The sequence below is a fragment of the Stutzerimonas frequens genome, assembly GCF_024448335.1.
In the GTDB taxonomy this organism is placed as follows: domain Bacteria; phylum Pseudomonadota; class Gammaproteobacteria; order Pseudomonadales; family Pseudomonadaceae; genus Stutzerimonas; species Stutzerimonas frequens.
The window spans coordinates 303,176-322,792 of sequence record NZ_JAMOHM010000001.1; the positions used below are offsets into that span (position 1 = coordinate 303,176).

Annotated in this window: 26 protein-coding genes; 16 read left to right on the forward strand and 10 right to left on the reverse strand. The window is 65.0% G+C overall.

The features are described from left to right. The first annotated feature begins 4 nt into the window (after nt 1-4). Together hslU and NAO55_RS01455 are read left to right on the forward strand one after the other, a co-directional pair. A complete protein-coding gene (gene hslU / locus NAO55_RS01450) occupies nt 5-1,348 on the forward strand; it encodes an ATP-dependent protease ATPase subunit HslU (RefSeq protein ID WP_063539452.1) in 1,344 nt (447 codons plus the stop codon). A gap of 48 nt (nt 1,349-1,396) precedes the next feature. Next, nucleotides 1,397-1,771, forward strand: coding sequence for a gamma-butyrobetaine hydroxylase family protein (locus tag NAO55_RS01455; RefSeq protein WP_011911581.1), 375 nt, complete (start codon nt 1,397-1,399; stop codon nt 1,769-1,771). A 138-nt stretch (nt 1,772-1,909) separates the two neighbouring features. Here NAO55_RS01455 and NAO55_RS01460 read toward each other — a convergent pair whose 3' ends face one another. Next, a complete protein-coding gene (locus NAO55_RS01460; protein ID WP_063539450.1) occupies nt 1,910-2,185 on the reverse strand; it encodes a polyhydroxyalkanoic acid system family protein in 276 nt (91 codons plus the stop codon). A gap of 248 nt (nt 2,186-2,433) precedes the next feature. Between NAO55_RS01460 and ubiE the strand changes: the two genes are divergently transcribed. The 10 genes from ubiE (at nt 2,434) to NAO55_RS01510 (ending at nt 9,040) form a co-directional block, all read left to right on the forward strand. Beyond that, nucleotides 2,434-3,204: a bifunctional demethylmenaquinone methyltransferase/2-methoxy-6-polyprenyl-1,4-benzoquinol methylase UbiE gene (gene ubiE / locus NAO55_RS01465; protein ID WP_063541658.1), complete on the forward strand. Its 771-nt coding sequence runs from the start codon at nt 2,434-2,436 to the stop codon at nt 3,202-3,204. Next, nucleotides 3,204-3,827 carry a ubiquinone biosynthesis accessory factor UbiJ gene (locus NAO55_RS01470; RefSeq protein ID WP_102839439.1) on the forward strand — a complete coding sequence of 208 codons (624 nt, stop codon included), beginning with the start codon at nt 3,204-3,206 and terminating at the stop codon, nt 3,825-3,827. The genes ubiE and NAO55_RS01470 overlap by 1 nt, the downstream gene beginning before the upstream one ends. After that, on the forward strand, nt 3,824-5,434 hold the full coding sequence (gene ubiB / locus NAO55_RS01475) for a ubiquinone biosynthesis regulatory protein kinase UbiB (protein ID WP_102839438.1): 1,611 nt from the start codon (nt 3,824-3,826) through the stop codon (nt 5,432-5,434). Before NAO55_RS01470 ends, ubiB begins: the two co-directional genes overlap by 4 nt. 49 nt (nt 5,435-5,483) lie before the next feature. Further along, nucleotides 5,484-5,879, forward strand: a complete 396-nt coding sequence (gene hisI, locus NAO55_RS01480; RefSeq protein WP_023447081.1) for a phosphoribosyl-AMP cyclohydrolase — start codon at nt 5,484-5,486, stop codon at nt 5,877-5,879. Beyond that, nucleotides 5,872-6,204 (forward strand): phosphoribosyl-ATP diphosphatase, encoded by a 333-nt coding sequence (locus NAO55_RS01485; protein ID WP_011911574.1) that lies wholly within the window; start codon nt 5,872-5,874, stop codon nt 6,202-6,204. The genes hisI and NAO55_RS01485 overlap by 8 nt, the downstream gene beginning before the upstream one ends. 20 nt (nt 6,205-6,224) lie before the next feature. Continuing rightward, on the forward strand, nt 6,225-6,458 hold the full coding sequence (gene tatA / locus NAO55_RS01490; protein ID WP_003303029.1) for a twin-arginine translocase TatA/TatE family subunit: 234 nt from the start codon (nt 6,225-6,227) through the stop codon (nt 6,456-6,458). A gap of 70 nt (nt 6,459-6,528) precedes the next feature. Then, entirely contained in the window at nt 6,529-6,951 is a 423-nt protein-coding gene (gene tatB, locus NAO55_RS01495; protein WP_102839437.1) for a Sec-independent protein translocase protein TatB, read from the forward strand. Beyond that, on the forward strand, nt 6,948-7,751 hold the full coding sequence (gene tatC, locus NAO55_RS01500) for a twin-arginine translocase subunit TatC (RefSeq protein ID WP_102839436.1): 804 nt from the start codon (nt 6,948-6,950) through the stop codon (nt 7,749-7,751). The genes tatB and tatC overlap by 4 nt, the downstream gene beginning before the upstream one ends. Continuing rightward, entirely contained in the window at nt 7,748-8,455 is a 708-nt protein-coding gene (locus tag NAO55_RS01505; protein ID WP_102839435.1) for a 16S rRNA (uracil(1498)-N(3))-methyltransferase, read from the forward strand. Before tatC ends, NAO55_RS01505 begins: the two co-directional genes overlap by 4 nt. A gap of 165 nt (nt 8,456-8,620) precedes the next feature. Next, on the forward strand, nt 8,621-9,040 hold the full coding sequence (locus NAO55_RS01510; RefSeq protein WP_102839434.1) for a UPF0158 family protein: 420 nt from the start codon (nt 8,621-8,623) through the stop codon (nt 9,038-9,040). Between the two features lie 3 nt (nt 9,041-9,043). On the opposite strand, the gene dtd is transcribed toward NAO55_RS01510, so the two are convergent. Then, the gene (gene dtd, locus NAO55_RS01515) at nt 9,044-9,481 is read right to left on the reverse strand and encodes a D-aminoacyl-tRNA deacylase (protein WP_102839433.1); all 438 of its coding nucleotides are present in this window, start codon (nt 9,479-9,481) and stop codon (nt 9,044-9,046) included. Continuing rightward, nucleotides 9,478-10,452, reverse strand: coding sequence for a prolyl aminopeptidase (pip, locus tag NAO55_RS01520; protein ID WP_102839432.1), 975 nt, complete (start codon nt 10,450-10,452; stop codon nt 9,478-9,480). Before pip ends, dtd begins: the two co-directional genes overlap by 4 nt. A gap of 78 nt (nt 10,453-10,530) precedes the next feature. Between pip and NAO55_RS01525 the strand changes: the two genes are divergently transcribed. Next, complete coding sequence (locus NAO55_RS01525) at nt 10,531-10,956, forward strand: hypothetical protein (RefSeq protein ID WP_102839431.1); 426 nt, start codon at nt 10,531-10,533, stop codon at nt 10,954-10,956. A gap of 21 nt (nt 10,957-10,977) precedes the next feature. Here NAO55_RS01525 and NAO55_RS01530 read toward each other — a convergent pair whose 3' ends face one another. From NAO55_RS01530 to NAO55_RS01550, 5 genes are all read right to left on the reverse strand, one after another. Then, nucleotides 10,978-11,514 (reverse strand): lipocalin family protein, encoded by a 537-nt coding sequence (locus tag NAO55_RS01530; RefSeq protein WP_102839430.1) that lies wholly within the window; start codon nt 11,512-11,514, stop codon nt 10,978-10,980. Between the two features lie 27 nt (nt 11,515-11,541). After that, complete coding sequence (gene bamE / locus NAO55_RS01535; protein WP_063541632.1) at nt 11,542-11,796, reverse strand: outer membrane protein assembly factor BamE domain-containing protein; 255 nt, start codon at nt 11,794-11,796, stop codon at nt 11,542-11,544. A 72-nt stretch (nt 11,797-11,868) separates the two neighbouring features. Continuing rightward, nucleotides 11,869-12,471: a DUF924 family protein gene (locus NAO55_RS01540; RefSeq protein ID WP_102839429.1), complete on the reverse strand. Its 603-nt coding sequence runs from the start codon at nt 12,469-12,471 to the stop codon at nt 11,869-11,871. 3 nt (nt 12,472-12,474) lie between these two features. Continuing rightward, complete coding sequence (locus tag NAO55_RS01545; RefSeq protein WP_063541628.1) at nt 12,475-13,485, reverse strand: class 1 fructose-bisphosphatase; 1,011 nt, start codon at nt 13,483-13,485, stop codon at nt 12,475-12,477. A 182-nt stretch (nt 13,486-13,667) separates the two neighbouring features. Continuing rightward, a complete protein-coding gene (locus NAO55_RS01550; RefSeq protein ID WP_102839428.1) occupies nt 13,668-16,118 on the reverse strand; it encodes a glycogen/starch/alpha-glucan phosphorylase in 2,451 nt (816 codons plus the stop codon). 204 nt (nt 16,119-16,322) lie between these two features. Here NAO55_RS01550 and NAO55_RS01555 point away from each other — a divergent pair, with 204 nt between their 5' ends. Continuing rightward, nucleotides 16,323-16,724, forward strand: coding sequence for a YkgJ family cysteine cluster protein (locus NAO55_RS01555; protein WP_020306829.1), 402 nt, complete (start codon nt 16,323-16,325; stop codon nt 16,722-16,724). A gap of 181 nt (nt 16,725-16,905) precedes the next feature. Continuing rightward, a complete protein-coding gene (locus NAO55_RS01560) occupies nt 16,906-17,358 on the forward strand; it encodes a thioesterase domain-containing protein (RefSeq protein ID WP_020306830.1) in 453 nt (150 codons plus the stop codon). A gap of 59 nt (nt 17,359-17,417) precedes the next feature. On the opposite strand, the gene cysQ is transcribed toward NAO55_RS01560, so the two are convergent. Both cysQ and nudE read right to left on the reverse strand, forming a co-directional pair. After that, entirely contained in the window at nt 17,418-18,236 is an 819-nt protein-coding gene (gene cysQ / locus NAO55_RS01565; protein WP_102839427.1) for a 3'(2'),5'-bisphosphate nucleotidase CysQ, read from the reverse strand. After that, complete coding sequence (gene nudE, locus NAO55_RS01570) at nt 18,233-18,799, reverse strand: ADP compounds hydrolase NudE (RefSeq protein ID WP_102839426.1); 567 nt, start codon at nt 18,797-18,799, stop codon at nt 18,233-18,235. Before nudE ends, cysQ begins: the two co-directional genes overlap by 4 nt. 115 nt (nt 18,800-18,914) lie before the next feature. Here nudE and yrfG point away from each other — a divergent pair, with 115 nt between their 5' ends. Continuing rightward, nucleotides 18,915-19,595, forward strand: a complete 681-nt coding sequence (gene yrfG / locus NAO55_RS01575) for a GMP/IMP nucleotidase (protein ID WP_063541668.1) — start codon at nt 18,915-18,917, stop codon at nt 19,593-19,595. Nucleotides 19,596-19,617: the final 22 nt, after the last annotated feature.

A 19,617-nucleotide genomic window follows, 5' to 3' on the forward strand; every position in this document is an offset into this window, starting at 1 on the left:
CACCATGTCCATGACGCCCCGCGAGATCGTCCACGAACTCAACCGCCACATCATCGGCCAGGACGACGCCAAGCGCGCCGTGGCCATCGCCCTGCGCAACCGCTGGCGGCGCATGCAGCTGCCGGCCGAGCTGCGCCAGGAAGTCACGCCGAAGAACATCCTGATGATCGGCCCCACCGGCGTCGGCAAGACCGAAATTGCCCGCCGCCTGGCCAAGCTGGCCAACGCACCATTCCTGAAGGTGGAAGCGACCAAGTTCACCGAGGTCGGCTATGTCGGCCGCGACGTCGAGTCGATCATCCGCGACCTGGCCGACGCGGCGCTGAAGATGCTGCGCGAGCAGGAGGTGCACAAGATGCGCCACCGCGCCGAAGACGCCGCCGAAGAACGCATTCTCGATGCGCTGCTGCCGCCGGCCCGGCCGGTGGGCTTCTCCGAGGAACCGGTGCAGAGCGGTGATTCCAACACCCGTCAGCTGTTCCGCAAGCGCCTGCGCGAAGGCCAGCTGGACGACAAGGAAATCGACATCGAGGTCGCCGAGAGCCCGGCCGGGGTGGAAATCATGGCCCCGCCCGGCATGGAGGAAATGACCAACCAGCTGCAGAACCTCTTCGCCAATATGGGCAAGGGCAAGAAGAAGAGCCGCAAGCTGAAGATCAAGGAAGCCTTCAAGCTCATTCGCGACGAGGAAGCCGCGCGCCTGGTCAACGAAGAAGACCTCAAGGCCCGTGCCCTGGAGGCGGTGGAGCAGAACGGCATCGTTTTCATCGACGAGATCGACAAGGTCGCCAAGCGCGGCAACACCGGTGGCGCCGACGTTTCCCGCGAAGGGGTGCAGCGTGATCTGCTGCCGCTGATCGAGGGCAGCACGGTCAATACCAAGCTGGGCATGGTCAAGACCGACCATATCCTCTTCATCGCCTCCGGCGCCTTCCACCTGTCCAAGCCCAGCGACCTGGTGCCGGAACTGCAGGGTCGCCTGCCGATCCGCGTGGAGCTCAAGGCGCTGTCACCGCAGGATTTCGAGCGCATCCTCACCGAGCCGCATGCGGCGCTCACCGAGCAGTACCGCGAGCTGCTGAAGACCGAAGGGCTGCACATCGAGTTTCTCGAGGACGGCATCAAGCGCATCGCCGAGATCGCCTGGCAGGTCAACGAGAAGACCGAGAACATCGGTGCCCGGCGCCTGCACACCCTGCTCGAGCGCCTGCTGGAGGAGGTCTCCTTCAGCGCCGCCGACCTGGCCGGCAAGCAGCAGGGCGAACCAATCCGCATCGACGCCGCCTACGTCAACGAGCACCTCGGCGAACTGGCTCAGGACGAAGACCTGTCGCGCTACATTCTCTGACCGTCACGGCCGTGGCCATTGCCACGGCCGATTTTTCCGGAGCGTCGCATGCGCATCCCCACTGCAATCAAACTGCACAAGGCGTCCAGAACGCTGGAACTGGAATACGGCGCCGACGAGCGCTACGTGCTGCCCGCCGAGTTCCTGCGCGTGCATTCGCCATCGGCGGAAGTCCAGGGCCACGGCAACCCGGTGCTGCAGACCGGCAAGCTGAAGGTCGCGCTGGAGCAGATCGAGCCGGCCGGCCAGTACGCCCTGAAGCTGACCTTCAGCGACGGCCACGACAGCGGCCTCTACACCTGGGACTACCTCGAACGCCTGGCGCTGAATCAGCAGGCGCTATGGGACGCCTATCTCGCGGCACTGGCGGCCGCCGGCAAGTCCCGCGACCCCGATGAGTCGGTGGTCAAGCTGATGCTCTGAAAGGGAAACCGTAGGGTGGATCACGCTTCATCGATCCACCGAACAGCGTCGATGCTCCGCGGCCGCGGATGTAAAAATCGACAGCCACCCTACGTTCCGCGCACCTTATTGCGACCGATAGGCTGAAGGCCAGCTGCCTCAGGCCAGCGCCTTGTCCAGTGCCCGCTCGATCTGGCCCTGGATACTGCTGCCCATGGCCGAGAGCAGCAGACCGAGGTTGAGCAGCACCTTGACGCTGTCCTCGTAGACTTCGATGCGCCCGTCCGCACCGCTGCGCCTGACCGCCAGCACATCGCCCTGCCATTGGCAGCTCACGCCGAACTCGCGAGCCAATCGCGCGGCCAGTTCGTCGGCCTTTTCACGCGCGGCCTCGCGGCCGAGATTGTGGGAACGTTCGACGATGATCTGGGCCATGACGACTCCTGGCTGCCCGAAAAGGCGCGCACTATAGCAAAGCGCCGACAGACGGCGCGGCCGGTCAATACCCTGCCGCCAACGGCCATAGCGCTCGCACCCACACCGGGCAGCCACAGCCCGCGCCATGACACGGCGAACTGCGACATGTCGCCGCTAGTCCTTTTGCCAGCCGTCGGCAGCTCGACGCTTATCAGCCGGCTTTTTAGGTTTAGAATGCCGGGCACATTCTTCCCGGCGAAAGTGACATGACCGACCCTCGCAAAGCGCATGACGCAGAACCGACCACCCATTTCGGCTACAAGAACGTGCCGGAAAGCCAGAAGGCGCAGAAGGTGGCCGAGGTGTTCCACTCCGTGGCCGCCAAGTACGACCTGATGAACGACCTGATGTCGGGCGGCGTGCATCGGCTGTGGAAGCGCTTCACCATCGAGCTGTCCGGCGCCCGCCACGGCAATCGCATCCTCGACATCGCCGGCGGCACCGGCGACCTGACACGGCAGTTCTCGCGCATCGTCGGACCCACCGGCGAAGTGGTGCTGGCCGATATCAATGCCTCGATGCTCAAGGTCGGCCGCGACAAGCTGCTGGACAAGGGTGTGGCCGGCAATGTCAGGTTCGTTCAGGCCGATGCCGAGAAGCTGCCCTTCCCGGACAACTATTTCGATGTGGTGACCATCGCCTTCGGCCTGCGCAACGTCACCCACAAGGAAGACGCCATCGCGTCGATGCTGCGCGTCCTGAAGCCGGGCGGCCGGCTACTGGTGCTGGAATTCTCCAAGCCGACCAACCAGCTGTTTTCCAAGGCCTACGACGCCTACTCGTTCAGCCTGCTGCCGATGATGGGCAAGCTGATCACCAACGACGCCGACAGCTATCGCTACCTGGCCGAGTCGATCCGCATGCACCCGGATCAGGAAACCCTCAAAGGCATGATGGAGACCGCCGGTTTCGAGCGCGTCAGCTATCACAACATGACCGGCGGCATCGTCGCCCTGCACCGCGGCATCAAACCCTGATGTTGCGCGCTGCCCTGCTGGCCGGTGCCGAGCGTGGCATCAATCGCGTCTTGCGCCTGGATCCCACGGCATTGCCGCGACTGGCACGCCTGAGCGGCCGAATCATCGAGATCGACTGCACGGCGCCGGCCTGGCGCCTGTTCGTTCTCGCCGACGATGAAGGACTGCGTCTGGCCGGCACCTGGGGTAGCGACGCCGACTGCCAGCTGCGCGCGCCGGCGAGCAGCCTGCTGCGCCTGGCCGTCAGCCGCAACAAGACCGCGGTGCTGCATGGTCCGGACGTCGAGATCGAGGGCGACAGCGGCTTGCTGATGAACCTCGCGGAGGTGCTGCAGGATCTGGAGCTGGACTGGGAATACGAAATTTCCCGCTGGCTCGGCCCGGTCGGCGCACAGCTGCTCGGCTCCAGCCTGCGCAACCCGCTGGACTGGCTGCGCGACAGCGCCGGCTCGCTGCGCCAGGATCTGGCCGACTATCTCAGCGAAGAGTCACGCACGCTGGTCGGCCAGGCCGAAGCCCAGGCGCGTTTCGACGAGCTGGATGACATGAAACTTGCCCTCGACCGACTCGAAGCCCGCATCGAGCGCCTCGCCCTCAACCTGAATCCAGATCGCCCCGAATGAAGCTGTTCGCCGCCGCCCGCCGCCTGTTTCGCATCCTGCTGGTGGTGATCCGCTACCGCCTCGATGACATCATTCTCGACCTGCCGATGCCCTGGTGGCTGCGCGCCACCAGCTACCTGCTGCCCTGGCGCTGGATCCCGCGGCGGCGCAGCGAGCTGTCGCGCGGCGCTCGCCTGCGCCTGGCGTTGGAAGGACTCGGGCCGATCTTCATCAAGTTCGGGCAGATCCTCTCCACCCGCCGCGATCTGCTGCCGCTGGATATCGCCGAAGAGCTGGCGATGCTGCAGGACCGCGTGCCGCCCTTCGATTCAGCCGTTGCCACGGCACTCATCGAGCGCCAGCTGGGTGCGCCGGTAGGCGAGATCTTCGCCCGTTTCGACAGCAAGCCGCTGGCCTCCGCTTCGGTGGCGCAGGTGCATGCGGCCAAGCTGCGGTCCGGCGAGGAAGTGGTGGTCAAGGTGGTGCGCCCGAACCTTCGGCCGATCATCAGCCAGGACCTGGCCTGGCTGTTCATGCTGGCCAATACCGCCGAGCGCATCTCCATCGACGCGCGCCGCCTGCACCTGGTGGAAGTGGTCGACGACTACGCCAAGACCATCTACGACGAGCTCGACCTGCTGCGCGAAGCGGCCAACGCCAGCCAGCTCAAGCGCAATTTCGAGGGCTCGGCGCTGCTTTACGTGCCGCAGGTGTACTGGGACTACTGCCGCCCGCAGGTGCTGGTGATGGAGCGCATCTACGGCGTACCGGTGACGGACATGGCCGGGCTGGCGCGGCAGAACACCGACATGCGCCAGCTGGCCGAACGCGGCGTGGAGATCTTCTTCACCCAGGTGTTCCGCGACAGTTTCTTCCATGCCGACATGCACCCCGGCAACATCTTCGTCAGCACCCACCAGCCCTGGAGCCCGCAGTACATCGCGGTGGACTTCGGCATCGTCGGCAGCCTGACGCCCGAGGACCAGGACTACCTGGCGCGCAACCTGATGGCCTTCTTCAAACGCGACTACCGCAAGGTCGCCCAGCTACACATCGACTCGGGTTGGGTACCGGCGGAAACCAAGGTCAACGAGTTCGAGGCGGCGATCCGTACCGTCTGCGAGCCGATCTTCGAGAAGCCGCTGAAGGACATCTCCTTCGGCCAGCTGCTGGTGCGCCTGTTCCAGGTGGCGCGGCGCTTCAACATGGAAGTGCAGCCACAGCTGGTATTGCTGCAGAAGACCCTGCTCAACATCGAAGGCCTCGGCCGCGAGCTGTACCCGGATCTCGACCTCTGGAGCACTGGCCAGCCCTATCTCGAGCGCTGGATGCGCGAGCGCATGAGCCCCAAGCAGCTGATCAAGAACGTGCACGCGCAGATCGAACAGCTGCCGCACCTGGCCAACATGACCCGCGAGCTGCTCGAACGGATGGCGCACCCGCATGCGAACAACCCACCGCCGCCCTGGCGCGAGCGTCACCACGGCTGGCCGCTGCGGCTGATCGGTGCGGTATTGCTCGGCAGCGGCGCGACCCTGGCAGCCAGCGCGGACAGCCTGACCGCCTTAACCGCCTGGCCGGCATGGGTGATGCTGGTGGCCGGCGTCTTCATCGTGGTGCGCCGATAGCCATCCCTGGTGCAGGCTGGCACACTTGGCCCATTGAGCGGAGAATCCGATGAACTGGCTGGACGAAATCAACTGGAACGCCGACGGTCTGGTGCCGGCGATCGCCCAGGACCACAAGACCGGCCGCGTGCTGATGATGGCCTGGATGAATCGCGAAGCCCTGGCGCTGACCGCGCAGGAAAACCGCGCCATCTACTGGTCGCGTTCGCGCAACCGGCTGTGGCGCAAGGGCGAGGAGTCCGGACATGTGCAGCAGCTGCACGAGCTGCGCCTGGACTGTGACGCCGACGTGATCATCCTGATGGTCGAGCAGATCGGCGGCATCGCCTGTCACACCGGGCGCGAAAGCTGCTTCTACCGCGTGTTCGAAAACGGTGCCTGGAAAGTCGTCGAGCCGGTTCTCAAGGACCCGCACGCCATCTACGCGGAGCACAAGCATGAGTGACACCCTCACCCGCCTGGCCGAGGTGCTGGAGGCCCGCAAGGGCGCGGCGCCGGACAGTTCGTACGTGGCCAGCCTGTACCACAAGGGCCTGAACAAGATTCTCGAGAAGGTTGGTGAGGAGTCGGTGGAAACCATCCTCGCCGCCAAGGATGCCGCCGTCAGTGGCGACTCCAGCGACCTGATTTACGAAACCGCCGATCTCTGGTTCCACAGCCTGGTCATGCTCGCCGCTCTCGGCCAGCACCCGCAGGCCGTGCTGGATGAACTGGATCGACGCTTCGGTCTCTCCGGACACGCGGAAAAAGCCGCGCGTCCGCAAACCTGATTCACATCGGAGATATCACCATGGGTTTTGGCGGCATCAGCGTCTGGCAACTACTGATCATCCTGCTCATCGTCATCATGCTGTTCGGCACCAAGCGCCTCAAGGGCCTGGGCTCCGACCTCGGTGATGCGATCAAGGGCTTCCGCAAATCCATGGGCACCGACGAGGAGAAGCCCGGCGTCGAGGACAAGCAGAACCAGACCATTGACGCACAGGCGCGCAAGGTCGAAGAACCGACCAAGAAAGACCAGTGATACGTTCCATGCGGCCGAGCGGCGACCTTCGCTGCCCGGCCGCTCTCCCTATTGATGTGAGCACGTCCTGATGTTCGATATCGGTTTCACCGAACTGCTATTGGTCGGCCTGGTGGCATTGATGGTGCTCGGTCCGGAACGCCTGCCCGGTGCGGTTCGCACCACGGGACTGTGGGTTGGCCGGCTGAAACGCAGCTTCAGCAACATCAAGGCCGAGGTGGAGCGCGAGATCGGTGCCGACGAGATCCGCCGGCAACTGCACAACGAGCGCATCCTCGATCTGGAGCGGGAGATGAAGCAGAGCATCATGCCGCCGTCGCCCTCCAGCAGTCCGACCGCCACAACCCCGCCGACGTCCGCAGACGGCGCCGGCCAGGCCGCGAGCACAGCAAGCAGTAGTTCCAGCGATACGCTGACGCCCGCTGCGAACCCACCCGCTCCTGGCACCGAGACCGCTCAGCCCCTTCGCTCCGACAGACCATCCGAACCATGAGCAAGCCTTCCATCGACGACCAGGAAATGCCGCTGGTCGCGCACCTGACCGAGCTGCGCAAGCGCCTGCTGCGTTGCGTGGTCGCCATCGCCCTGCTCTTCGCCGGGCTGTTCTACTTCTCGCAACAGATCTACGCGCTGGTCGCCGCGCCGCTGCGGGCCTATCTGCCCGAAGGCGCGACGATGATCGCCACCGGCGTCGCCTCGCCGTTCCTGACGCCGTTCAAGCTGACCCTGATGGTCGCGCTGTTCCTCTCCATGCCGATCATCCTGCATCAGATCTGGGGTTTCATCGCCCCCGGTCTGTACAAGCACGAGAAGCGCATCGCCGTGCCGCTGCTGGTGTCGAGCATCTTCCTGTTCTACGCCGGCATGGCCTTCGCCTATTTCGTCGTGTTCCCGATCATGTTCGGCTTCTTCGCCAGCGTGACGCCTGAGGGCGTGTCGATGATGACCGACATCGGCCAGTACCTGGACTTCGTGCTCACCCTGTTCTTCGCCTTCGGCGTGGCCTTCGAGATTCCGGTGGCGACCTTCCTGCTGATTTGGGTCGGCATCGTCGATGTGGAAACCCTGCGCAAGAGCCGCCCGTACGTGATCGTCGGCTGCTTCGCCATTGGCATGGTACTGACGCCACCGGATGTGTTTTCGCAGACCCTGCTGGCCGTGCCCATGTGGCTGCTGTTCGAAGCCGGCGTGATTTGCGGCAGCATGGTCAAGAAGCGTGAGGAGCCCTTCCGCGGCGACGCCGAGGACGACGAAGCGGAAGCCAGCGACCAGCCGCCCGCGCCGCGCCCGTGAACCTGTTGCTGCTCGAACCGGCCGACTTCATCGCCGGTGACCGGGTCCTGCTGCGCGACCGCCGCCTGACCCACATGCGCGAGGTACATCGTGCCGAGGCTGGCGAGCACCTGAAGGTTGGCCTGGTTGGCGGCAATATCGGCAGCGGCCAGTTGCTGCGCCTGGACGCCACCGAGGCCGAGCTGCAGGTGAGCTTCGATCAACCACCGCCGGCCAAGCTGCCGGTGACCCTGCTGCTGGCGCTGCCACGACCCAAGATGCTGCGCCGGGTGCTGCAGACCGTCGCCGCCATGGGCGTGCCAAAACTGGTCGTGCTCAACAGCTACCGAGTGGAAAAGAGCTTCTGGCAGACGCCCTTCCTCGAACCGTCCGCCATTCGCGAGCAGCTGATCCTCGGCCTCGAACAGGCGCGCGATACCGTGCTGCCCGAGGTCGTCATCGAAAAGCGTTTCAAGCCTTTCGTCGAAGACCGCCTGCCGCAGCTGGCGGTAGGCACCTGCGGCCTGGTCGGCCACCCTGGTGATTTCCCGCCCTGCCCTCGCGCGCTCAGCGAGCCAGTCATCCTGGCGATCGGTCCGGAAGGCGGCTGGATTCCCTACGAGGTGGACAAGCTCGCCGCCGCCGGCCTGCAGCCGGTGCAGCTGGGTGATCGCATCCTGCGTGTGGAAACGGCGGTCGCCGCATTGCTGGCACGGCTGTTCTGACCCTGGGATCGTTTCGATCGAAAGCGACCGGTGCCAGCTGCACGCCGATGAACGTAACGCACCCACCCGGTACGAGGGAGTCAGAGATTGGGACTGCTCACGCCTCGGCGCGCCTGCGCCGCGGCCTCGACATTCCAACGAATCCCTAAAAGAGCCGTTCTTGCCATGCGACCACTGACCATCGACATGCACCGTCTGGAATATGCTCTGGACGGACGCGACATCGCCGAGTACTACCTGGATCTGGAAAGCGGCGAAATTCGCGCGATCTTTCCCGGTGATCCTCCTCCCGGGGCCATGGAGAAGTATGACGTCAAGGAGGACCGCTACCTGCACATCGAACCACTGGATCTCGCGCAATCGATCGCCATGCGTGAGGCCTTCCTGTTCACCCAGCACGATCCCATCGCCCATGCGGTGCTCAGCAATGCGCTCAAGGGGCGCAAGCCGCTACGCACCTTCGATTTCAAGCTGGAGGACTTCCCCGACGTCAGGGAGGCCTGGCTGCGCTACCAGACCGTACAGCTACGCGAATACGCTATTACCTGGTTGCGCGACAACGATCTGGAACCGATGCGCCACTGAAGCTCAGCTTTCGAGGAGAAAGGTCACCGGGCCGTCGTTGACCAGATGTACCTGCATCTCCGCACCGAAGCGCCCACAGGCAACCAGGGGATGCTGGTCGCGCGCCTGCGCCAGCAGATAGTCGTACAGCGCCTCGCCTTGCGCAGGTGGCGCCGCGCTGGAAAAACTCGGGCGCAGGCCGCTGCGGGTGTCGGCGGCCAAGGTGAACTGCGAAACCAGCAGCAGGCCGCCGCCGATGTCCTTCAGCGACCGGTTCATCTTGCCCTGCTCGTCGCTGAACACCCGGTAGTTGAGCAGCTTGTGCAGCAGCTTGTCGGCGCGCGCCTGATCGTCTTCACGCTCGACACCGACCAGCACCAGCAAACCCTGATCGATGGCGCCGACCACCTCGCCAGCCACCTCGACCCGCGCCTGGCGAACGCGCTGGATCAGCCCCTTCATTCGGCATCCGCCGGCGGCAGGTCGAGCAGGCGGTGGGCGATCTCACCGGTGGCACGGACCAGCGCATCGGTGATACCGACTTCCGCCGCCGAGTGCCCGGCATCGCGGATGATCTGCAGCTCGCTGTTGGGCCAGGCCTGGTGCAGTGCCCAGGCGTTGTCCAGCGGGCAGATCGCATCGTAGCGGCCATGCACGATGATGCCTGGCAGGTGGGCGATCTTCGGCATGTCGCGTAGCAGCTGATCAGGTTCAAGGAAGGCGTGGTTGACGAAGTAATGGCACTCGATGCGCGCCATCGACAGTGCCCGGTGCGGATCGGCGAAGCGCTCGACGACGTTGGGGTTGGGTCGCAGTGTCGCCGTGCGGCCTTCCCAGCATGACCAGGCCTTGGCCGCATGCATCTGGGCGATCTGGTCGCTGCCGGTGAGCCGGCGGTAGAACGCCTGCATCAGATCGTCGCGCTCCTCGGGCGGAATCGGCGCGAGGAAATCCTGCCAGTAATCAGGGAACAACCGGCTGGCGCCTTCCTGATAGAACCAGGACAGGTCATCGGGCCGGCAGAGGAAGATGCCACGCAGGATCAGCGCGTGCACGTGTTCGGGGAAGGCCTGGGCGTAGGCCAGCGACAGCGTCGAGCCCCAGGAGCCACCGAACAGCACCCACTTGTCGATACCCAGATGCTCGCGGATGCGCTGAATGTCGGCGATCAGGTGCGCGGTGGTGTTGTTCTCCAGGCTGGCATGCGGTGTCGAGCGACCACAACCGCGTTGGTCGAAGGTGATGATGCGGTACAGGGTCGGATCGAAGAAGCGCCGGCTGATGGCGTCGCAACCACCGCCGGGGCCGCCGTGGACGAACAGCACCGGCAGGCCGTCCGGCGATCCACTCTCGTCGACATAGAGCACATGCGGTTCTTCCACCGCCAGCTCGTGCCGGGCGTAGGGTTTGATCTCCGGATACAAGGGCTGCATGGCACACTCCTGATCTGCGGCGGGCCGGCCGGCCCGCATGACGTTTGCGGCATCATAGCGAGGTTCGGGGAGTTGAGCATGTCAGCATGGAAAATAGCGGCGCTGGCGGTACTGCTGGCACTTGTCGGCTGCGGACGGGACGATCCGCAGGCGGCGCTGCAGCGCGCGGCAGAACAGCTGCAGACGAGCCTGGAGAGCAAGCAGACCGGGGAGCTGATGGCGCTGCTGCACGCCGATTTCCAGGCCCAGCGACAGTACGATCAGGAATGGGCGCGGCGCACGGCAACGCTGATGTTCCTGCGCCACCGCAACGTCCGGGTGATCGCCCTGAGCCAGCGCAGCTGGGTCGATGCGACTTACCCGGACCGCGGCTATACCGAGGCGCAGGTCGCGCTGACCGGCGCCGAGGCGCTGTTGCCGCAGCAGGCCGGGCACTATCAGGTCAGACTGGAATGGCGACAGGAGAACGGCAACTGGCAGCTGGCGCGCCTGCAATGGCAGTGAGCGGCGCCGAGCGCTGAACGCTCATCGCCGCCAGATCAACTCGGAGGTGTCGTAGCCCCTGCGTTCGGCCTCGCTGAGCAGGCGCTCCCGCGTCGCCTGGTCGACCTCGGCGTCGCGCGCAAGCAGCCAGAGGTACTTGCGGTCGGGGCTGCCGACCAGCGCGGTGTTGTAGCCCTCGTCGAGGTAGAGCACCCAGTAGTGTCCCTTGGTCAGATCGGGGAACAGCCGGCTGAACCAGTTATCGAAGCGCACCCATAGTCGATCGGTGCGCCCTGCCTCCTGCGGTACCGCCTCACCCTTTGCTTCCTGCCATTCGCCATCTTCCGTCTCGCAGCGATTGGTCACCGCGACATGACCGTCGTCCTTCAATTGGTAGTGCGCTTCGGAGCGCAGGCAGTCACGCTGAAAGAACATCGGCAGGCGTGCTAGCTCGTACCAGGTGCCCTGGTAGCGCTCGAGATTCACCTCGCCCACGGTTTCCGGCGGCCGTTCACGCCCGCCTCCCACGCAGCCACTCAACAGCATCATCAAGCACAGCAGGGCGACACTTGCACGCATCGGATATCTCCAGGGTTGCATCAGCGGTTATTGCAGCCCCTTGCCGGAAAACATCATCACCTTGTCGCCGGCGAACTGGACGCTGATGAAGCGGTTCTTCTCACCCCAGGTACAGCTGGACATGCCCAGCGCGCCGGCGCATTCCGAAGGCTTGCCGAGCAGCTTCTCCACCTCCACCCGCTCCATGCCGGGCTTGAGCTTGGCGAAGTTCTCCTGGGTGATCGGGCTGCAGGCGGCCAGCAGAGCCGTGCAGACAATCAGCAATGGGGTACGCAATGACATATCGAGCTCCTTGCTTCTTTTTAAGTTCAGCATTGCCGAGCGAGGTTTCTGCAGCGCTACGACGGCGGCACGCTAGAACGACGAACCCGGCTGCTGCAGGAATGATCGTTCGGCGTCGCTGCTGCGACGTCCGAGAATGGCGTTGCGATGCGGGAAGCGGCCGAAGCGGGAGATGACGTCCCGATGGCGCTCGGCATAGTCGAGAAAGCCGGCGAACAGCACCTGCTCGTGCTCGGCAGCGATGTCGCGCAGGGCCGTGAAGTGCGCCACAGCCAGATCCTGCACCGCCAGGTTCTCCGCGTGTTCCAGCACCAGATAGATGAATACCCGCTGGATCGGCGAGAGCAGCATGTCGCCGCCATGGGCCAAACCATCGCGGACCAACTGCTGTGCGCGCTCATCGCCGGCGAAGGCCCGCGGGGTGTCGCGGTGGATCATGCGTGGCAGCTGGTCGAGCAGCAGTACCAAGGCCAGCCAGCCCTCGGGCAGTTCGGCCCAGTCCTCCAGCTCTCCGTTCAGCGCCTGTTCGACCAGTGCACCGAAGCGTTCGCGGGCCTCGGCATCCTGCTCTGGACGGTAACCGAACCAGAGGCGCTGCTTTTCAGCCGCGATCTCGCTTGCGCTGGTGCCCTGGCCGAACCACCAGTGGAGCAAGTCCTGCCAGGGCGCCTGCACCGGTCAGCCCTGGTGGTAGCCGGTGACGCGCTCGACTTCTTCCTTCGAGCCGAGGAACACCGGCACGCGCTGGTGCAGGGAATCCGGCTGAATCTCGAGGATGCGCTGGGAACCGGTGGTGGCGGCACCGCCGGCCTGTTCGATGATCATCGACATCGGGTTGGCCTCGTACATCAGGCGCAACTTGCCAGCCTTGTCCGGCTCGCGGGCGTCGCGCGGGTACATGAAGATGCCGCCACGGGTGAGGATACGGTGCACGTCGGCGACCATCGAGGCGATCCAGCGCATGTTGTAGTTCTTGCCCAGCGGGCCTTCCTTGCCGGCCAGCAGCTCGCTGACGTAGCGCTTGACCGGTTCTTCCCAGTGGCGCTGGTTGGACATGTTGATGGCGAACTCGGCGGTGCTCTGCGGCACGCTGAGGTTCTCATGGGTGAGCACGAAGCTGCCCAGCTCGCGGTCGAGGGTAAAGCCCATGACGCCATGGCCGAGGGTCAGCACCAGCATGGTCTGTGGACCGTAGATGGCGTAACCGGCGGCGACCTGTTTGGTGCCCGGCTGCAGGAAGGCTTCCTCGCCGAGAGCGTCGTTCTGGCTGAAGCAGGCATCCGGGCAGCGCAGCACGGAGAATATGGTGCCTACCGAGACGTTCACGTCGATGTTGCTGGAACCGTCCAGCGGGTCGAAGACCAGCAGATAGGCGCCCTTCGGGTACTTGCCGGGAATCTGGTAGGCGTTATCCATTTCCTCGGACGCCATGCCGGCCAGGTGGCCGCCCCACTCATTGGCTTCCAGCAGGATTTCGTTGGAGAGCACATCGAGCTTCTTCTGCACTTCGCCCTGCACGTTCTCGCTACCGGCACTGCCTAGTACGCCGCCCAGCGCGCCCTTGGAGACCTGATGGCTGATCGCCTTGCACGCACGCGCCACGACCTCGATGAGAAAGCGCAGATCCGCCGGGGTGTTGTTGCTGCGAGTCTGCTCGATGAGGAAGCGACTGAGGGTTACGCGTGACATGGAAATGACTCCGGAGGAAGGATAAACCCGCGCAGTTTAGCAGGCCGTAGGAAAACTAACTCCCCTCAGACCGGTTCGCCCCCCGCAGAGTTCAGCGCAGCGGCGAGCAGATTGCCAGCACGAGCGCAACGCCCCGCAGGTTCCGGCTGCCCGCCAGCGAAAAAGCGCCGGCGGGCCTGCCGTCACATCACTTTCCAGATTTCCAGGGCGTACTCGCGGATGGTGCGATCGGACGAGAACCAGCCCGTGCGCGCGGTATTGAGCACCGAGGAACGCCACCAGCGGGCCGGATCGCGCCAGCGCTCCTCGACCTCCAGCTGGGCCTGCCAGTAGGCCTCGAAATCGGCGCAGACCATAAAGGTATCGTGCCAGCTGATGCCATCAACAAGGCCGGTATAGCGCCCGGCGTCACCCGGCGAGAAGGCACCGCCGCGAATGGCCGAAAGCACCTCGGCCAGCCGCGGCGAAGCGGCGATGATGGCTTCGGCGTTGTATTCGTTGGCCTGCTTGCGCGCATTCACCTCCTGCGCGGTGAGCCCGAAGATGAACATGTGCTCCAGGCCGATCTGCTCGCTCATCTCCACGTTGGCGCCGTCGAGGGTGCCGATGGTCAGCGCACCGTTGAGGGCAAACTTCATGTTGCTGGTGCCGGAAGCCTCGAGCCCGGCGGTGGAAATCTGCTCGGACAGGTCCGCCGCGGGAATGATGTCCTCGGCCAGGCTGACGTTGTAATTGGGCAGGAACACCACCTTGAGCAGCCCGCGCACGGTCGGGTCGGCGTTGATGGTGTTGGCGATGTCGTTGGTCAGCTTGATGATCAGCTTGGCCTGGTGATAGCTGGCGGCCGCCTTGCCGGCGAAGATCTTCACCCGCGGCACCCAGTTGCCGCCCGGATCGGAGCGAATGGCCTGGTACAGCGCCACGGTGTGCAGCAGGTTGAGCAGCTGGCGCTTGTACTCGTGGATGCGTTTGACATGCACGTCGAACAGCGCGTTCGGATCGACACTGATGCCCAGCCGTTCCTGGATCACGTTGGCCAGATGGCGCTTGTTGGCCAGCCGTTGTTCGGCGAAGCGCTGGCGGAAGGCCGCCTGTTCGGCATAGGGCTCGAGCTGGCGCAGACGGGTTTCCGGCTCGTCGAGGACTTCCTCACCGAGATGCTCCACCAGCAACTGGGTCAGCTGCGGATTGGCCTGATAGAGCCAGCGGCGGAAGGTGATGCCATTGGTCTTGCTGTTGATCCGCTGCGGATAGAGGCGATGCAGGTCGGTGAACACGGTCTTGCGCATCAGCTGCGTATGCAGACCGGACACGCCGTTGGTGCTGTGCGAACCGAGGAAGGCCAGGTTGCCCATGCGCACCCGCCGGCCGTGCTCCTCCTCGATCAGCGACACCGAGCGCAGCAGCTCGGCGTCGTGGATGCCGCGCTCGCGCAGGTTGTCCAGGTGGTAGGCATTGATCAGATAGATGATCTGCATATGCCGTGGCAGTAGGCGCTCCATCAGCCCCACCGGCCAGGTCTCCAAGGCCTCGGGCAGCAGGGTGTGGTTGGTGTAGGACAGGGTGGCGGTGGTCAGCCGCCAGGCATGCCGCCATTCGTAGCTGTGCACATCGACCAGCAGCCGCATCAGCTCGGCCACGGCAATCGCCGGATGGGTGTCGTTGAGCTGGATCGAGGTGTAGTCGGGCAGGCTATCCAGCGAGCCGCGCTGCTTGAGATGGCGGCGCAGCAGATCCTGCAGCGAGGCGGCGACGAAGAAGTACTCCTGGCGCAGACGCAGCTCCTGACCGGCCTCGGTGCTATCGGCCGGATAGAGCACCCGCGAGATGCTCTCGGCGCGGGCCTCTTCCGCCGCGGCGCCGATGTGGTCACCAGCATTGAAGCGCGCCAGGTGGAAGTCCGCTTCCGGCCGCGCGCGCCACAGGCGCAGCGTATTCACCCCGGCACCGCGCCAGCCGACGATGGGCGTGTCGTAGGCGATCGCCCGCACGCCCTCGGCCCAGTGCCAGAAATGCTGGACCTCGCCCTGCTCGTTGGTGGTCGCCGTGACGCTGCCGCCGAAGCCGATCAGGTACTTGACCTCTGAGCGCTCGAACTCCCAGGGATTGCCGAAATCCAGCCAGGTCTCGGTTTGCTCGTGCTGCCAGCCGTCGACGATCGCCTGGCGAAACAGGCCGTGGTCATAGCGAATGCCATAGCCGTGGGAGACCACACCAAGGGTCGCCATGCTCTCCATGAAACAGGCCGCGAGCCGCCCGAGGCCGCCGTTGCCGAGCGCCGCGTCCGGCTCCAGCAGACGGATGCGATCGATGTCCACATCCAGCCCGGCCAGCGCCTCGCGCGCCACATCGAACAGGCCCAGGTTGCTCAGGCTGTCGACCAGCAGACGACCGATCAGGAACTCGAGCGAAAGGTAGTAGACCCGCTTCTGCCCGCCGGTATAGGCCTCGCGCGTGCAGTCCATCCAGCGATCGATGGTGCTGTCGCGGGTGGCAAGGGCGACCGCATGGAACCAGTCATAGTCGGAAGCGTTCTCCGGATCCTTGCCCACCGAGTAGGTGAGCTTGCGCAAAACCCGCTCACGAAAAGCGGCGACTTCTTCGGCGGTGACAGTGGCTGATTCCTGCGTCATGGACAGACCTCGGTTAGCGAAGACACACAAGAGGGACTCACGGCAGCCGCGCCCGTTCACCTCTGATTCGGCGTTTCCGAAAAGGGTTACAGGTTTCCTTTACATCTGCGCTACCGCCTGTCCGGTGGCCAGCGCCGGAAGGCACTGGTAATTGGCGCGCGAGCCGTTATGATCCGCGCGCCCAACCGCACCGAAAGACCTCCCGTGAAGACAAGACTGATCGCCTCCGCCGACCCGGAACGCCTGGAAACCTGGGTGCGCTACAGCGCCGGCCTGTGCCGCGACTGCCATGCGACCTGCTGCACCCTGCCGGTGGAGGTGCGCATCGATGACCTGATCCGCCTGGAGCTGGTGGATGCCTTCGAGCGCGACGAGCCGGCGAAGAACATCGCCAAGCGTCTGAGCAAGGCCGGCATCGTCGAGCACTTCAACCACAAGCACGAGATCTTCACGCTGACGCGCCTGACCAATGGCGACTGCCTCTACCTGGACCGCAAGACACGTCTTTGCACGGTCTATGCCAAGCGTCCGGATACCTGCCGCAACCACCCGCGCATCGGACCGCGCCCCGGTTACTGCGCCTATCGCAGCAAGACCAACGGCTAGCGGCGCACCAGCGAACGTCACCGTCAACCGCCACGGCACCGGCCCGGGGCACGCGCAGGGCCAGGAGCGCAGCGGATCTGGCGGCCCCGGCCTGATGCCTGAACGGACTGGCCAAAGCGTGACTCAGGAGTCATGCTTGGCGTCTGTCTGTATCTTCGCAACGTTTAGGAATCTACCCGGCATGAGCCGCGATAGCCGCTACCTGGAAGCCATCCTCCATCACGACATTCCGCTGACCCGCTCGCTGGGGCTGCGTGTCGAGCGCTGGGAAAACCACGAGCTGCGCCTGCAGGTGCCGCTGCAGCCGAACATCAATCACAAGAGCAGCATGTTCGGCGGCAGCCTCTACTGCGCTGCCGTGCTGGCGGGCTGGGGTTGGCTGCATCTGCGCCTGCGCGAAGCCGGTATCGAGGACGGGCACATCGTCATCCACGAAGGCAAGATCGAATACCCCCTGCCGGTGGTCGACGACGCCATGGCCATCTGCTCGGCACCGAGCCCCGAGGCCTGGGAGCGTTTCGAGGCGATCTATCGTCGGCGCGGGCGCTCGCGCCTGGAGCTGCACAGCCGCATCCTCGCCGCCGACGGTCGCGATGCCGTGCGCTTCACCGGGCAGTTCGTACTGCACAAGTGATCGGCTGCGCCAGGGCGGCGCAGCATATACCCTGTCGATCGCGCGCCCGGCTCGCGCGATCAGTCGCGGCCGGCCAGCTCGATCAGCATCTCGCGCCAGTCGACGCCGACCGGCAGTGCCAGGAACGACGGATTCAGATAGCTTTCCCGCGCCTCGTAGCGCAACGGCGCACCTCCCACCTCCAGCACTTCGCCACCGGCGCCTTCCAGCACGCCCTGTGCCGCTGCGGTGTCCCATTGCGAGGTTGGCGCCAGCCTTGGATAGCAATCGGCCGAGCCTTCGGCGAGCAGGCAGAACTTCAGCGAGCTGCCGACATTGGCCAACGCCAGCTCCCCGAAGCGCTCGCGCATGCTGTTCAGCAGCTGCTCCTGCGCCGGGCTGCTGTGCCGCCGACTGGCGACGACGGTGAAGGCTCCCGCGGGGTGCTGGCGCACGCGCAAGGGCTGCGCCGCGCCATCGGCCTCACTGCGCCAGGCGCCGAAATCCTTGCCGCCGTAGTAGCAGCGCCCGGATGCCGGAATGCCGACCACGCCGAAGCGCACCTCGCCCTGTTCGATCAGCGCCACATTGACGGTGAATTCCGCGCTGCCGGCGATGAACTCCTTGGTGCCGTCCAGCGGGTCGACCAGCCACCAGCGCGTCCAGCCGGCACGCTCGGCCAGGGGCACCTCGCAGTCCTCCTCGGAAAGCACCGGGATGCTGCCGTCGAGCGCCTTGAGGCCATCGAGCAACACATGATGTGCAGCCATGTCCGCCGCCGTCACTGGTGACTGGTCGGCCTTGGCCTGCACCTCCAGCTCGCTGCGCCAGTGCGGCAGGATCACCTCACCGGCCTGGCGCACCAGATCGATCACCGTCGAAAGATAAGGATGACTCATTGGCCGAACTCCCCGCGCTGGGTCAGCAGATCACGCGCCAGATAGAGCGCCGCCAGTGCGCGGCCTTCGCTGAACTGTGGATGCTGTACCAGGCTGGACAGCTCGTGCAGGCTGACCTTGTCGAGCCGCATCGGCTCCGGTTCGTCGCCTGGCAGCCGCTCTGGATAGAGATCGCGGGCCAGCACGACCTGGATCTTCTGGCTCATGTAGCCGGGTGACAGCGACAGTTCGGTGAGCAGCTCCAGGCGCCGGGCGCCGAAGCCGGCCTCCTCCTTCAGCTCGCGGTTGGCCGCCTCCAGCACGTCCTCGCCCGGCTCGATCAGCCCCTTGGGCAGCGACAGCTCGTAGCGGTCGGTCCCGCCGCAATACTCTTCGACCAGCAGCGCGTTCTCGGCGTCGGCCAGCGCCACGATCATCACCGCGCCGTAGCCGCTGCCCTTTCCGACAAGGCGCTCGTAGGTACGCTCCACGCCGTTGGAAAAGCGCAATTGCAATTCCTCGACGCGGAACAGGCGGCTGCTGGCAACGATTTCACGAGCTAGCACGGTGGGTTTCTGGCGCATGGGAAACTCCTGGAAACGCGAGCGGCTATCATAACCCGTGTTCCCGCGCTGGCCGCGAATGCTTTGCGACCAGCTGAACGCCCTGTTCATCCCCTTCGCCGACCCGAGCCCGCCCATGACCGCCACCCTGCCCTGGCCCGACATCGACACCGTCCTGCTCGACATGGACGGCACCCTGCTGGATCTTCACTTCGACAATCACTTCTGGCTCGAGCTCTTGCCGCAACGCTACGCCGAGCTGCACGGCATCAGCCGCGCCATGGCCGAGCTGGAGCTGGCGCCGCTGTTCAACGAACACGTCGGCAAGCTCACCTGGTATTGCCTGGATTACTGGTCGCGCGAGCTGAACCTGCCGATCCGCGAGATGAAGCGCGAGATCGCCGAGCTGATCGCCCTCCGGCCCAGCGCCGACGAGTTTCTCGCCGCACTGCGCCAAGCCGGCAAGCGCGTGGTGCTGATCACCAACGCCCACCGCGACTCGTTGTCGCTGAAGCTGGAAAAAATCGAACTGGCGCCCTGGTTCGACCGCCTGATCAGCTCCCACGACTATGGCTACCCGAAAGAGGAAGCGCAGTTCTGGTATGCGCTGCGCCAGGATCTGGAGTTCGACCCGTCCCGTGCCCTGTTCATCGACGATAGCCTGCCAATCTTGCGCAGTGCCCGGCGTTTCGGCATCGCCCATCTGCTCGCGGTGCGCGAGCCGGACAGCCGCCGCGCGCCGAAGGACACCGAGGAGTTCGCCGCCGTCGAGGATTATCGCGACCTGGCAAGCAGCCTGACCGGCCCCCTGGCGTGACGGCTGGCTCTGCCGTGGGCCA